Origin of the sequence: Pseudomonas lalucatii, assembly GCF_018398425.1 — a bacterium.
GTDB lineage: Bacteria > Pseudomonadota > Gammaproteobacteria > Pseudomonadales > Pseudomonadaceae > Aquipseudomonas > Aquipseudomonas lalucatii.
In genome coordinates this window covers 1,194,247-1,207,683 of record NZ_JADPMV010000002.1, presented here as the reverse complement: position 1 = coordinate 1,207,683, position 13,437 = coordinate 1,194,247, and the positions used below count along the sequence as shown (strand labels likewise).

12 protein-coding genes are annotated in these 13,437 nt (G+C 70.1%); 7 read left to right on the top strand and 5 right to left on the bottom strand.

The annotated features are described in order from the left end of the window. Positions 1-5: 5 nt before the first annotated feature. Positions 6-926, bottom strand: coding sequence for a histone deacetylase family protein (locus I0D00_RS19055; protein ID WP_213641381.1), 921 nt, complete (start codon positions 924-926; stop codon positions 6-8). 68 nt (positions 927-994) lie between these two features. Between I0D00_RS19055 and I0D00_RS19050 the strand changes: the two genes are divergently transcribed. Genes I0D00_RS19050 through I0D00_RS19035 form a run of 4 tightly spaced genes read left to right on the top strand, consistent with a single transcriptional unit; the run spans position 995 to position 4,631 of the window. After that, entirely contained in the window at positions 995-1,558 is a 564-nt protein-coding gene (locus I0D00_RS19050) for a GNAT family N-acetyltransferase (protein WP_213641380.1), read from the top strand. Next, on the top strand, positions 1,555-3,156 hold the full coding sequence (locus I0D00_RS19045) for a nitroreductase family protein (RefSeq protein WP_215730975.1): 1,602 nt from the start codon (positions 1,555-1,557) through the stop codon (positions 3,154-3,156). The genes I0D00_RS19050 and I0D00_RS19045 overlap by 4 nt, the downstream gene beginning before the upstream one ends. A 21-nt stretch (positions 3,157-3,177) precedes the next feature. Continuing rightward, entirely contained in the window at positions 3,178-4,047 is an 870-nt protein-coding gene (gene tesB / locus I0D00_RS19040; RefSeq protein ID WP_213641379.1) for an acyl-CoA thioesterase II, read from the top strand. After that, positions 4,044-4,631, top strand: coding sequence for an HAD family hydrolase (locus I0D00_RS19035; protein WP_338050446.1), 588 nt, complete (start codon positions 4,044-4,046; stop codon positions 4,629-4,631). The genes tesB and I0D00_RS19035 overlap by 4 nt, the downstream gene beginning before the upstream one ends. Positions 4,632-4,702: 71 nt before the next feature. Here I0D00_RS19035 and cueR read toward each other — a convergent pair whose 3' ends face one another. From cueR to I0D00_RS19020, 3 genes are all read right to left on the bottom strand, one after another. Beyond that, positions 4,703-5,104 (bottom strand): Cu(I)-responsive transcriptional regulator, encoded by a 402-nt coding sequence (gene cueR / locus I0D00_RS19030; protein WP_213641378.1) that lies wholly within the window; start codon positions 5,102-5,104, stop codon positions 4,703-4,705. After that, positions 5,101-7,497 (bottom strand): heavy metal translocating P-type ATPase, encoded by a 2,397-nt coding sequence (locus tag I0D00_RS19025; RefSeq protein WP_213641377.1) that lies wholly within the window; start codon positions 7,495-7,497, stop codon positions 5,101-5,103. Before I0D00_RS19025 ends, cueR begins: the two co-directional genes overlap by 4 nt. A 71-nt stretch (positions 7,498-7,568) precedes the next feature. Beyond that, a complete protein-coding gene (locus tag I0D00_RS19020) occupies positions 7,569-7,937 on the bottom strand; it encodes a hypothetical protein (RefSeq protein ID WP_213641376.1) in 369 nt (122 codons plus the stop codon). Positions 7,938-8,092: 155 nt separating this feature from the next. On the opposite strand from I0D00_RS19020, the gene I0D00_RS19015 reads away from it, so the two are divergent. Then, the gene (locus I0D00_RS19015) at positions 8,093-8,290 is read left to right on the top strand and encodes a heavy-metal-associated domain-containing protein (protein ID WP_213641375.1); all 198 of its coding nucleotides are present in this window, start codon (positions 8,093-8,095) and stop codon (positions 8,288-8,290) included. Between the two features lie 21 nt (positions 8,291-8,311). Here the strand turns inward: I0D00_RS19015 and I0D00_RS19010 are convergent, their stop codons facing one another. Continuing rightward, positions 8,312-8,935: a TetR family transcriptional regulator gene (locus I0D00_RS19010; RefSeq protein WP_213641374.1), complete on the bottom strand. Its 624-nt coding sequence runs from the start codon at positions 8,933-8,935 to the stop codon at positions 8,312-8,314. A gap of 147 nt (positions 8,936-9,082) precedes the next feature. On the opposite strand from I0D00_RS19010, the gene I0D00_RS19005 reads away from it, so the two are divergent. Then, positions 9,083-10,240 carry an efflux RND transporter periplasmic adaptor subunit gene (locus I0D00_RS19005; protein WP_213641373.1) on the top strand — a complete coding sequence of 386 codons (1,158 nt, stop codon included), beginning with the start codon at positions 9,083-9,085 and terminating at the stop codon, positions 10,238-10,240. Beyond that, positions 10,237-13,368 carry an efflux RND transporter permease subunit gene (locus I0D00_RS19000; RefSeq protein WP_338050443.1) on the top strand — a complete coding sequence of 1,044 codons (3,132 nt, stop codon included), beginning with the start codon at positions 10,237-10,239 and terminating at the stop codon, positions 13,366-13,368. Before I0D00_RS19005 ends, I0D00_RS19000 begins: the two co-directional genes overlap by 4 nt. The last annotated feature ends 69 nt before the right edge of the window (positions 13,369-13,437 follow it).

Genomic DNA, 13,437 nt, shown 5'->3' with positions numbered 1-13,437 from the left:
TCCGCTCAGCCCAGGCCGTGCTCGGCCCAGACCCTCGCCGCGCTGTGGTGGAGGATGCCGTGGCGCCGGGCCAGGGCTGCGCGGTCCTGGTCGTAGCCGCCGCCGATCACCCCCATCACCGGGATGTCGCGGCCGAGGCAGTGGTGGAGCACGGCCTCGTCGCGGGCCGTCAGGCCCTGGTCGGTCAGTTGCAGGTAGCCCAGGGCGTCGTCCCGGTGCACGTCGACGCCGGCGTCGTACAGCACGATGTCCGGTTGATAGAGCGGCAGCAGGTAGTTCAGCGTGTCGTCCACCACCCTGAGGTAGGCGGCGTCGCCCATGCCCCGGAGCAGGGGGATGTCCCAGTCGCTGTCGGCCTTGCGCGCGGGGAAGTTCTGCTGGCAGTGCAGCGACACGGTGACCGCCTCGGGGCAGTCGGCCAGCAGGCGCGCGGTGCCGTCGCCCTGGTGCACGTCGCAGTCGAAGATCAGCACGCGCTGGGCCTTGCCGGCGGCCAGCAGGTAGCGGGCGATCACCGCCAGGTCGTTGAAGATGCAGAAGCCGGCCGGAAAGTCGTAGTGGGCGTGGTGGGTGCCGCCGGCCAGGTGGCAGGCCAGGCCGTGCCGGAGCGCCAGCTCGGCGGTCAGCAGCGAGCCGCCCACCGCACGCACGGTGCGCCGGGCCAGGGCCTCGCTCCAGGGCAGGCCGAGGCGGCGCTGGTCCTCGCGCGGCAGCTCGCCGCTCATATAGCGCGCGATATAGGCCGGGCAGTGGGCCAGGGCCAGGACCTCGGCAGGGCATAGCTCGGGGCGCAGCAGCTCGGCATCGGCGACCAGGGCGCTGTCCACCAGGTGGTCGCGCAGCAGGCGGAACTTCTCCATGGGGAAGCGGTGCCCGGCCGGGAAGGGCGGGCTGTAGTCGTCGTGGTAGACCAGCGGCAGGCGCATACAATAGGGCTCTTTATGTAGCGTCCGAGTATGGCGGCGCTGCGCCTGGCGACTCAAGTGGAGGGCCGATGCCTGCCCCAATCGAACTGCATACTTCGCGCCTGCTACTGCGCCCCTGGCGCGTCGAGGACCGTGGGGCCTTCGCCGCGCTGAACGGCGACCCCGAAGTGATGCGGCATTTTCCCGCCTGCCTCGGCCGCGAGGAAAGCGACCGCCTGGCCGAGCGCATCGAGGCGGACTTCGCCGAGCGCGGCTATGGCCTGTGGGCGCTGCAGCGCCGGGACAGCGGCGCCTTCATCGGCTTCACCGGCTTGCGCCCGGTGACCTTCGCCGCGCCGTTCTGCCCGGCGGTGGAGATCGCCTGGCGCCTGGCCCGAGCCCACTGGCGCCAGGGGCTGGCCAGCGAGGCGGCGCGAGCGGCCCTGGCCTGCGGCTTCGCGCGGTTGGGCCTGGAGCAGATCGTCAGCTTCACCGCGCTGGACAATCTGCCGTCGCAGCGGGTGATGCAAGCCATCGGCCTGCGCCACGATGGGGCCGGCGACTTCGACCACCCGGCATTGCCGGCGGGGCATAGGCTGCGTCGCCATGTGCTCTATCGCCTGCGCCGCTGCGACTGGGAGGCCGACCGATGAACGAGATCGAGCAGGTGCGCGCCTACCACCAGCTGAGCAAGCACCAGCCGCAGCGCTTCGCCCCCGGCCCGGGCCAGCTGGACTGGGCGACCCAGCCGGCGCCGTTTCGCCGCTACGCCGGTGCCCGGCTGATCGAGTTGTACCAGCGCCCGCTGGAGGAGTCACCTGGCTACGACGCGGTGTTTGCCGCGCCCCTGGGCATGCCGGCGCCGCTGAACCTGGCCAGCGTCTCCCAGCTGCTGTACGACAGCCTGGCGCTGTCGGCCTGGAAGGAGGCCGGCGGCAGCCGCTGGTCGCTGCGGGTCAATCCCTCGTCCGGCAACCTGCACCCGACCGAGGCCTACCTGCTGCTGCCGCCCGGCAGCCTGGAGACGGGGGCGCTGCTGGCCCACTATGCGCCGGATGCCCACGGCCTGGAGGTGCGCGCCGAACTGCCGGCGCCATTGGCCGCGCAGCTGGCCCAGGCGCTGCCGCCCGGCGGCCTGCTGCTCGGCCTGGCCAGCATCCCCTGGCGCGAGGCCTGGAAGTACGGCGAGCGGGCCTACCGCTACTGCCAGCACGACCTCGGCCACGCCCTGACCGCCGTCGCCATCGCCGCCAGCGTGCTGGGCTGGCAGGTGCGCCTGCTGCGCGGGGTGGCCGAGGCGCGTCTGGACGCCATCCTGGGGCTGGATCGCGACGCTTTCCACGAGGCCGAGCACGGCGACTGCCTGCTGTGGGTCGGCCCGCCCCAGGACGCCGAGTTCGCCTTGCCCACGCCGTTGCTGCGGGCCCTGGCGTCCCTCGAGTTGAGCGGCGCGCCCAATCGCCTGTCGCGCCACTATCGCCAGTGGCCGGAACTGAGCCGCGTCCACGCCCTGTGCCGCGCCCCGGCCCTGACCGCGGTGAGCTGGCGCACGGAGCCGGGCCGTGAGCTGGCGGACAACCCCGGCCTGCCGCTGCGGCCGATCCTGCATCGGCGGCGCAGCGCCCAGGCCATGGACGGCAAGAGCGGCATCCAGGCCGAGCTGCTGCTGGCCTGGCTGCGTCGCCTGCTGCCGGAGCACTCGCCGGTGCCCCTGGCCGTCACCGGCGAGCCGGCGGCGGTCGACCTGCTGCTGTTCGTCCACCGGGTGCAGGGGCTGATGCCCGGCCTGTACTGGCTGGCGCGGGGCGATGGCCTGGCGCAGCCGGGGCTGCGCGAGGACTTCCTCTGGCAGCGCGTCGATGCCGAACTGCCGCTGTACCGCCTGCTCGAGGGCGACGCCCGCGGCCTGGCCGGCTTCCTCTCCTGCGGCCAGGACATCGCCAGCGACGGCTGCGTCGCGGTGGCCATGCTGGCGCGCCTCGACCAGGCCCTGTCGGCGGGCCCCTGGCGCTATCCGCGGCTGTACTGGGAGTGCGGGCAGATCGGCCAGCTGCTGTACCTGGAGGCCGAGGCGGCGGGGCTGTCGGCCACCGGCATCGGCTGCTATTTCGACGAGGCGGTGCACGAGTTGCTCGGACTTGCCGACAGCCGCTGGCAAAGCCTTTACCATTTCACCCTTGGCCGGGCCCTGTGGGACGAACGCTTGTCCACCCTGCCGGCCTACCCCGAATCACGATTGCCGCCGCAGTAGCGCGGCCCGAGGAGACGCAGCATGAGTCAGGTATTGGACGAATTGGTCGCCCTGTTGAGCCTGGAAGCCATCGAGGAAAACCTGTTCCGCGGGGTCAGCCAGGACCTGGGCTTCCGCCAGCTGTTCGGCGGCCAGGTGCTCGGTCAGTGCGTGTCGGCGGCCAGCCAGACGGTCGAGGACGATCGCCACGTGCACTCGCTGCACGGCTATTTCCTGCGTCCGGGCGACGCCAGCCTGCCGGTGGTCTACCAGGTCGACCGGGTGCGTGACGGCGGCAGCTTCAGCACCCGACGGGTGATGGCGATCCAGAAGGGCAAGCCGATCTTCAGCTGCAGTGCTTCATTCCAGTACGACGAGGAAGGCTTCAACCACCAGAACCTGATGCCCGATGTGCCGGGCCCGGAAGGCCTGCAGTCGGAGACCGAGCTGGCCAGCCTGGTAGCGGACACGCTGCCCGAGCGCATCCGCGAGCGGGTGGTGGGTGCCAAGCCGATCGAGATCCGTCCGGTCACCGTCGCCAACCCCTTCGCCCCCGAGCGCAGTGAGCCGGCCAAGCACGTGTGGTTCCGCGCTGCCGGCGAGCTGCCGGACGACCCCCAGCTGCACAAGTACCTGCTGGCCTACGCCAGCGACTTCAACCTGCTGACCACCTCGATGCTGCCCCACGGGGTGTCGGTGTGGCAGAAGTTCATGCAGGTCGCCAGCCTCGACCATTCGCTCTGGTTCCACAGCAACCTGCGAATGGATGACTGGTTGCTCTACTCGATGGACAGCCCCTGGGCCGGCAACGCACGCGGCTTCTCCCGCGGCAGCATCTTCAACCGCCAGGGCCAGCTGGTCGCCTCGGTGGCCCAGGAAGGCCTGATTCGCCTGCGCGAGGACTGGAAGTGAAACTGGCCGCGGCGCGCCACTGGGTGTTCGACATGGACGGCACCCTGACCCTGGCGGTGCATGACTTCGCGGCGATCCGCCGGGCCCTTGGTATCCCCGCCGAGGCGGACATCCTCCAGCACCTGGCGGCGCTGCCCGAGGACGAGGCGGCGGCCAAGCATGCCTGGCTGCTGGAGCACGAGCGCGAGCTGGCGCTGGCTGCGCAACCGGCGCCCGGGGCGGTGGAACTGGTGCGTACGCTGCGAGACCGCGACTGCCGGCTCGGCATCCTCACCCGCAACGCCCACGAGCTGGCCCTGCTGACCCTGCAGGCCATCGGCCTGGGCGACTGCTTCGACACCCGCGATGTGCTCGGCCGCGGCGAGGCGCCGCCCAAGCCCCACCCCGGCGGCCTGCTGCAACTGGCGGAGCGTTGGCAGGTGGCGCCGAGCGAGCTGGTGATGGTCGGCGATTTCCGCTTCGACCTGGAGTGCGCCCGCGTCGCCGGGGCCTGCAGCGTGCTGGTCAACCTGGCGGAGAACCCCTGGCCCGAGCTGGTCGACCATTTCGCCGAGGATTGCCGCGCACTGCTGCGGGCGCTGTAGGGTGCGCCCCGCGCACCTTGGGACCGATTGGTGATGGCGCGCATGGCGCACCCTACGGAAAATTGGTTCGACTAGTGGTGGCAGCCGCCGGACTCCAGGTCCCTGAGGATCGGGCAGTCCGGGCGGTCGTCGCCGTGGCAGTGCTCCATCAGCTCCTGCAGGGTGTCGCGCAGGCCGGTCAGTTCGGCGATCTTGTGGTTGAGCTCGGCGATATGCCCGGCGGCCAGGGCCTTGACGTCGGCGCTGGCGCGCCCGCGGTCCTGCCACAGGGCCAGCAGCCGGGCCACCTCGGCGAGGGAGAAACCCAGGTCGCGGGCACGCTTGATGAAGGCCAGCCGGTGCAGGTCCTGGGCGCCGTACTGGCGATAGCCGCTGTCGCTGCGGCCGGCGGCCGGCAGCAGGTCGATGGACTCGTAGTAGCGGATCATCTTGGCGCTGAGCCCGGTCTTGCGCGCGGCCTGGCCGATATTCATGGGCGTTGCTCCTCTTGCCGGGGCTTCCAGGTCTTGAGCAGCAGGGCATTGCTCACCACGCTGACGCTGGAGGCGGCCATGGCGGCGCCGGCGATCATCGGGTTGAGCAGGCCGGCGGCGGCCAGGGGGATGCCCACCAGGTTGTAGATGAAGGCCCAGAACAGGTTCTGGCGGATCTTGTTGTAGGTGCGCCGGCTGATGTCCAGGGCGGCCGGCACCAGGCGCGGGTCGCCGCGCATCAGGGTGATGCCGGCGGCGTGCATGGCCACGTCGGTGCCGCTGCCCATGGCGATGCCGACATCCGCGGCGGCCAGGGCCGGTGCGTCGTTGATGCCGTCGCCGACCATCGCCGTCACGCCGCCGCGCTTCAGCTCGCCGACCAGGCTGGCCTTGTCCGCCGGCAGCACCTCGGCATGCACCGCGTCGATACCCAGGACCTGGGCCACGGCCTGGCAGCTGCCGCGGTTGTCGCCGCTGATCAGGTGGCTGTCGATGCCCTGATCCTTGAGCCGGGCGACCGCCTCGGCCGCGCCGTCCTTGAGGGTGTCGCCGAAGGCGAACAGGCCCAGTATGCGCTGCTCGGGGGCCTGCTCCAGCAGCCAGGACAGGGTGCGGCCCTCGGCCTCCCACTGCTGCGCCTGTTCGGCCAGCTCGCCCGGCTGCAGCCCGTTGTCCTCGAGCAGGCGGCGGTTGCCCAGGGCCAGGCGCCGCTGGCCGATCTGCCCGGCGATGCCGCGGCCGGCCAGGGCCCGGCTGTCGGCCACCTCGGGCAACTCCAGCCCGCGTTCGTCGCAGGCGTCCAGCACCGCCTTGGCCAGGGAGTGCTCGCTGCCGCGCTGCAGGCCGCCGGCCAGTTGCAGCAGCTGCTCTTCGTCACCATCGAGGGCCTGCAGGTGGGCGATCTTCGGCGTGCCTGAGGTCAGGGTGCCGGTCTTGTCGAAGGCCACGGCGGTGACGCCGTGGGCCACCTCCAGGGCCTCGGCGTCCTTGATCAGGATGCCGTGGCGGGCGGCCACGCCGGTGCCGGCCATGATCGCGGTCGGGGTGGCCAGGCCCAGGGCGCAGGGGCAGGCGATCACCAGCACCGCCACGGCGTTGAGCAGGGCCGTGGCCAGGGAGGCGCCGAGCAGCAGCCAGACCAGCACGGTGGCCAGGGCGATCAGCAACACCGCCGGGACGAATACCTGGCTGACCCGGTCCACCAGCTTCTGGATCGGCGCCTTGGCCGCCTGGGCGTCCTCCACCAGGCGAATGATCTTGGCCAGCACGGTTTCCGCGCCCAGGGCCGTGGTCTCGACCAGCAGGCGGCCTTCGCCGTTGATCGCCCCGGCCGTGACCCTATCGCCCGGCTGCTTGGCCTGGGGCAGGCTCTCGCCGCTGATCAGCGCCTCGTCGGCGTGGCTCTGGCCCTCGAGCACCTGGCCGTCCACCGGAAAGCGCTCACCGGGCTTGACCAGCACCCGGTCGCCCAGGGCCAGCTCGCTCAGCGCCACCCGTTCCTCGCGGCCGTCCTTGACGCGCAGCGCCTGGTCCGGACGCAGCGCCTGCAGGGCGCGGATGGCGCTGCTGGTCTGGCGCTTGGCGCGGCTCTCCAGGTACTTGCCGAGCAGGATCAGGGCGATGATCACCGCTGCGGCCTCGAAATACAGCGCCGGCATCTGTCCGGCCGGGGTCACCGCCCACTGGTACAGGCTCAGGCCGTAGGCGGCGCTGGTGCCGATGGCCACCAGCTGGTCCATGTTGCCGGCGCCGGCCCGCAGGGCCTGCCAGGCGGCGCGGTAGAAGCGCGCGCCGAGGATGAACTGCACCGGCGTGGCCAGGGCGAACTGGACCCAGGCCGGCAGCATCCAGTGCAGGCCGAAGGGCTCGGCCAGCATGGGCACGACCAGGGGCGTGGCCAGCAGCAGCGCCAGCGCCAGGTGCCAGCGCTCGCGCTGCAGGCGCTGGTCGGCGGCGACGGGCTCGGGCCGGGTGATATCCAGGCGGCGAGCGCTATAGCCGGCGGCCTCGACCGCCCGCAGCAGCGCCTGCGGGTCGCTGTCCGGAACCACGCGCAGTTGGGCCTGCTCGGTGGCCAGGTTGACGCTGACCGCCAGCACCCCCGGCTGCCGGGCCAGGGCGCGCTCGACCCGGCCGACACAGCTGGCGCAGGTCATGCCGTCGATGGCCAGCTCCAGGGGCGCGTTCGGCACCTGGTAGCCGGCGCCCTCGACCGCGGCGATCAGCTGCGCCAGGCTGTCCTCGGGGGCCTCGATGCGCGCCTGCTCGCTGGCCAGGTTGACGTTGGCATTGGCGACCTGCGGCAGCTTGCGCAGGGCTCTTTCGACCCGGCCAGCACAGCTGGCGCAGGTCATGCCGGTAATCGGCAGGTCGAAGGTGGTCAGGCTGGACATGGGGTTCTCCCTGAAGTTCGGCCCTAGGATCAACCTTGACCTATGGGTAAGGTCAAGCCCCGTGCGAGGCCTCAGGGGGCCGGCAGCAGGTAGAGCCCGGAATCGCCCTGGGCGATGCGGTAGCGGCGCACCTGTCCGGCCTGCAGGCTGAGGCGCTGGCGAAGGGGTGTGAGTATGCCCGGCTGGCAGTCCGCGCCGCCGAGGGTGGCCAGGCGCAGCGACACCTCGCCGGGGGGCAGGTTGAAGGCCGCCGACTGGCCCTGGTGCAGGCGGGCGGCCAGGCGCTCGTGCAGATACAGGCCGATTTCGCAGGGCGTGGCCAGCTGCAGGCGTTCGCGCGCGACGATCAGCAGCGCGTAGTCCGGGGGCTGTGCCAGCCCGAGGGGCGTGGCGGCCGCGCCTAGCAGGCCGGCGAGTAGGGCGAGGAACCGGTGCGGCATGCTGCGCCTCCATAGCTCTAGGGGCATGCATTGAGCTTGGTCGAGACCTACGGCCTGGACAAGCCGTGGGCTTGACCTTGTCCTTGGGGTAAGCCGGACACTCGGCCGGTCCGAGCCATCCCGGCCGGACCCTTAAGCGGAAGAGGAGAGGAACTATGCAGGTATTCAAGGTACAGGGCATGACCTGCGGCCACTGCGTGCGGGCGATCACCCAGGCCGTGCAGGCGCGCGACCCGGCGGCCGAGGTGCAGGTCGATCTGGAAGCCGCCGAGGTGCGGGTGAGCAGCCGCCTGCCAAGCGAGGAGCTGCTCGAGGCGATCTTCGACGAGGGTTATGCCGTCAGCCTGGCCTGAGCGGCGGCGCGGCTAGCGGGCTCAGGCCTGCCAGTCGCGCAGCAGGCCGCGCAGCACCGCATCGATCAGCCCGGCGCTGTCCTGCAGCGGGTCGAACAGCAGCGGGTCGCGGGTCCAGTCGGTGAACAGGCCGACGATCTGGGCGTGCAGGGCGCGGGCGGCCAGGCGTGGGGAAACCCCCGCCTGCAGCCGGGCCCGGCAGGCGGGGCGGGAGAACAGGGCCTCGAGCAGGCCGATGAACGCATCGATGAAGCGGTGGTGCTGCAGCTCGGCGTCGCGCAACTCGTCGGTGAACTCGCAGCGGTGCAGGAGGATGGTGAAGATGCGTCGCTTCTGCGCATCGCGGGCCAGGTTCTCGATCGCCTCGATGATCAGGTTGCGCAGCGACAGCAGGGCGTCGCCGCCGTCACAGTCGGCCAGCCGCTCGGCCAGTTGCTCCGGCGGCAGGCGCACCTGGTTGAGCAAGGCGTTGAACAAATCGGCCTTATTGGCGAAATGCCAGTACACCGCGCCGCGGGTCACCCCGGCCTGGCGGGCGATCTGTTCCAGGCTGGTGTGGGCCACGCCCTGTTGCAGAAACAGCGTCTCGGCCGCCGCGAGGATGGCGCAGCGGGTCTGCTCGGCTTGCTCTTTGGTTCGGCGCATGGCGGTCGGGGGCTTTGTGGCTAGGCTTAGGTTTTACGCAACAGCGTGTAGTGATTTTATACACAATGGGCTGTTTACAGACAGGTGTGTATGTAACTAGCATCCCCGCCCCCGTGCCTTACCTCTCGCGCTGTCCCGGAGACGCCCATGTCCTTTGTTCGCCACGTCCAACTCGTCCTCGGCGTTCTCGCCTGCGGCTACCTGCTGCCGGTTGCCCAGGCGGCCGAGGTGCCGCCGCCCGAGGTGCTGGTGGAGACAGTCGAGGCCGCCGAGTTGCCCCTGGTGTTCGAGTACCCGGCACGCACGGCGGGCTTTCGCGAAGTGCAGGTGCGCGCCCAGGTCAGCGGCATCCTGCAGGAGCGCACCTACCTGGAGGGCAGCCAGGTCAAGCAGGGCCAGGTGATGTTCCGCATCGACCCGCGTACCTACCAGGCCGCCCTGGCCCGGGCCAAGGGCGCGCTGGCCCAGGAGCAGGCGCGCTACCGCCAGGCCGAGCGTGATCTCAAGCGCATCCGCGAGCTGCAGAAGAAGGGCTTCGCCAGCGAGAGCGAGCTGGACAATGCCATCTCCAATTTCGAGCAGAGCAAGGCCAATATCCAGGCCGCCGAGGCCGAGGTGCAGGCCAAGCAGATCGACCTCGACTACTGCACGGTGAAGGCGCCGATCTCCGGCATCACCAGCAAGGAAACCGTGTCCGAGGGCAGCCTGATGGTCGCCGGCGACCCCAATGCCAGCCTGCTGACCCGCATCACCCAGCTCGATCCGATCTACGTCAACTTCGCCGCCCCCGACCGCGACGTGGAGAATGTGCGTGGCGGTCTGCAGAGCGGCGCCCTGGCCCTGGACGGCGAGCAGATGCGCGTGCAGATCCAGTTCGGCGACGGCTCCGTCTACCCGCTGGAGGGCAAGGTGGACTTCACCGACAGCCTGGTCGACCGCGGCACCGGCACCGTCAGCGCCCGCGCCGTGGTGCCCAACCCCGATCAGGCGCTGCTCCCCGGCCAGTTCGTGCGGGTGCTGGTCAAGGGCATCAGCCTGCCCAGCGCCGTCACCGTGCCGGAGCGCGCCATCGCCCAGGGGCCGCGCGGCACCTTCGTCTACGTGGTGGACGAGCAGGGCATCGCGCGCACCCGCCAGGTCAGCACCGGGCGCACCGCGGCCGGCCGCTGGGTGGTGGAGAGCGGCATCCACGAGGGCGACCGGGTGATCACCGAGGGACTGCCAAAGGTGCGCCCGGACATGCCGGTGAAGGTCGCGGATGCCGCCGCCAACCCGGCAAACGGTCCTAAGGAGCGCGCACGGTGATCTCACGCTTCTTTATCGATCGGCCGATCTTCGCCACGGTCATCTCCGTCGTCATCATGCTGGCCGGCCTGCTGGCCATGCGCGCCTTGCCCATTTCCCAATACCCGCAGATCCTGCCGCCGCAGGTGTCGGTCAGCGCCAGCTATGCCGGCGCCAGCGCCCAGGTGATCGCCGAAACCGTGGCGGCGCCGCTGGAGCAGTCGATCAACGGCGTCGAGGGGATGATCTACCAGCAGTCCAACTCCGGCGGCAACGTCATGAGCCTGTCGGTGTACTTCCAGGTCGGTACCGATCCCGACCAGGCCACCATCGACGTCAACAACCGGGTGCAGTCGGCCCTGGCCAAGCTGCCGGAAGAGGTGCGCCGGCAGGGGGTCAAGGTGGAGAAGAAGTCTTCCGACATCCTCCAGGTGGTCACCCTGTTCTCCCCGGACGGCTCGCGCGACCCGGTGTACATCAGCAACTACGCGCTGATCAACGTGATCGACGAGCTCAAGCGCCTGCCCGGGGTCGGCGACGCCCGCCAGTTCGGTTCGAAAGACTATTCGATGCGTATCTGGCTGCGCCCGGACAAGCTGGCCCAGTTCAACCTGACCCCAAGCGACGTGGTCGCGGCCATTCGCGAGCAGAACTCGCAGTTCGCCGCCGGCAGCTTCGGCCAGCAGCCGCTGCAGCAGGAGCAGGACTTCACCTATACGGTGACCACCCAGGGCCGTTTCACCGACCCTGCGGAGTTCGAGGGCGTGATCCTGCGTTCGGACCCGACCGGCGCCAGCCTGCTGCTCAAGGATGTGGCGCGGATCGAACTGGGCGCCCAGGACTACTCGCTGATGACCTCGCTCAATGGCCAGCAGAACGCCGCCTTCGGCATCTACCTGCAGCCGGGGGCCAATGCCCTGGACACCGCCGAGGCGGTGCGCAACACCCTCGAGCGGTTGGCGCAGGTTTTCCCCGAGGGCATCACCTACAAGATCCCCTACGACACCACCAAGTTCGTCAAGGTGTCCATCGACGAGGTGATCAAGACCTTCTTCGAGGCCCTGGTGCTGGTGGTGCTGGTGGTCTTCCTGTTCCTGCAGAACTGGCGCGCCACGCTGATCCCGTTGTTGGCCATCCCGGTGTCGCTGGTCGGCACCTTCGCCGGCATGTACCTGCTGGGCTTCTCGATCAACCTGCTGACCCTGTTCGGCATGGTGCTGGCGATCGGCATTGTGGTGGACGACGCCATCGTGGTGATCGAGAACGTCGAGCGCTCGATGAGTGCCGACAAGCTCGGCCCGCGCGAGGCGACCATCAAGGCCATGACGGAGGTGACCGGGCCGATCATCGCCACCAGCCTGGTGCTGATCGCGGTGTTCGTGCCGGTGGGCTTTCTCGGCGGCCTGGCCGGGGAGATGTACAAGCAGTTCGCCATTACCATCGCCGTGTCGGTGGCGATCTCCAGCATCGTCGCCCTGACCCTGAGCCCGGCCCTCTGCGCCCTGCTGCTCAAGCCCGGGCAGCACGAGCCGGCGGCGCCGTTCCGCGCCTTCAACCGGGTCTTCGACCGGCTCACCGAGGGCTACGCCGGCGGTGTGCGCTTCTTCCTCAAGCGTTCGCTGGTGGGCCTGACGCTGTTCGGCGTGATGATCGCGCTGATGCTGGCGCTGTTCGCCCGGGTGCCCAGCTCGCTGGTGCCGGACGAGGACCAGGGCTATGTGCTCAATGCCTACTTCCTGCCGCCGGCGGCCTCGCTGACCCGCACCGAGGCGCTGACCAGCGCGGTGACCGAGCAGCTGATGGCGCACCCGGCGGTGGAGGACGTGGTCACCTTCGCCGGCTTCGACATCCTCACCTTCGGCACCCGCAGCAATGCCGGGGTGTCCTTCGTGCCGCTCAAGGACTGGAGCGAACGCACCACGCCGGAGCTGGATGCGCGCAACCTGACCCGCGAGTTCATGGGCATCGGCGCAGCGCAGAAGGATGGCGTGGTGATGAGCTTCAACCCGCCGCCGATCACCGGCATGAGCACCACCGGCGGTTTCGAGGGCTATATCCAGGACCGCAGCGGCGGCACGACCGAGCAGCTGGCAGGCAAGGTCGCGGCCTTTCTCGAGGCGGCACGCCAGCGCCCGGAACTGGCCGGGGTGCAGAGCACCTTCAGCGCCAACGTGCCGCAGTACTACATCGACCTGGACCGCACCAAGGCCCGTGCCCTGGGCGTGTCGATCAACGATGTGTTCACCGCCATGCAGGCGACCTTCGGCAGTTACTACGTCAACGACTTCAGCCTGTTCGGCCGCACCTGGCAGGTCAGCCTGCAGTCCGAGTCGGAGTTCCGGCGCAAGCCGGAGGACCTGGGCCAGGTCTATGTCCGCTCCGCCGGCGGCGAGCTGGTGCCGCTGTCGAGCCTGGTCAAGGTGCGGCGCATCCTCGGCCCGGACAGCTACGCGCGGTTCAACGTCTATCCCGCGGCGAAGATCCTCGGTGGGCCGGCGCCGGGCTACAGCTCCGGCCAGGCCCTGGCGGCCGTGCAGGCGGTGGCCGACGAGGTGCTCGGCAGCGACTTCAGCATCGGCTGGACCGGCTCGGCCTACCAGGAGCTGGCGACCCAGGGTTCCGGTAGCACCGCCTTCGTCTTCGGCCTGATCATGGTGTTCCTGATCCTCGCGGCGCAGTACGAGCGCTGGACCCTGCCGCTGGCGGTGGTCACCGCGGTGCCCTTCGCGGTGTTCGGCGCGATCCTCGCGGTGTGGCTGCGCGGCATCGACAACGACGTGTACTTCCAGGTCGGCCTGGTCACCCTGATCGGCCTGTCGACCAAGAACGCCATCCTCATCGTCGAGTTCGCCGTGCTCTGCCGGCAGCAGGGCATGGGCATCCTGGAGGCCGCCCTGGAGGCCGCGCGCCTGCGCTTTCGGCCGATCATCATGACCTCGCTGGCCTTCGTCCTCGGCGTCATGCCGCTGGTGGTGAGCAGCGGCGCCGGCTCGGCCAGTCGCCACTCGATCGGTACCGGGGTGCTCGGCGGCATGCTGGCGGCCACCGTGCTGGCGGTGTTTCTGATCCCGATGTTCTACCTGCTGGTGGAGTCCCTGGCGCAGAAGCTGAGCAGAGGACGCAAAGCCGCGGAGGCGGCAGAGTCCTAGGTCGGGTTGGCGGCCTGCCGCCAACCCCAATTCCACGCAGTCAGTAGGGCGGGTGCGGCGTAACCCACC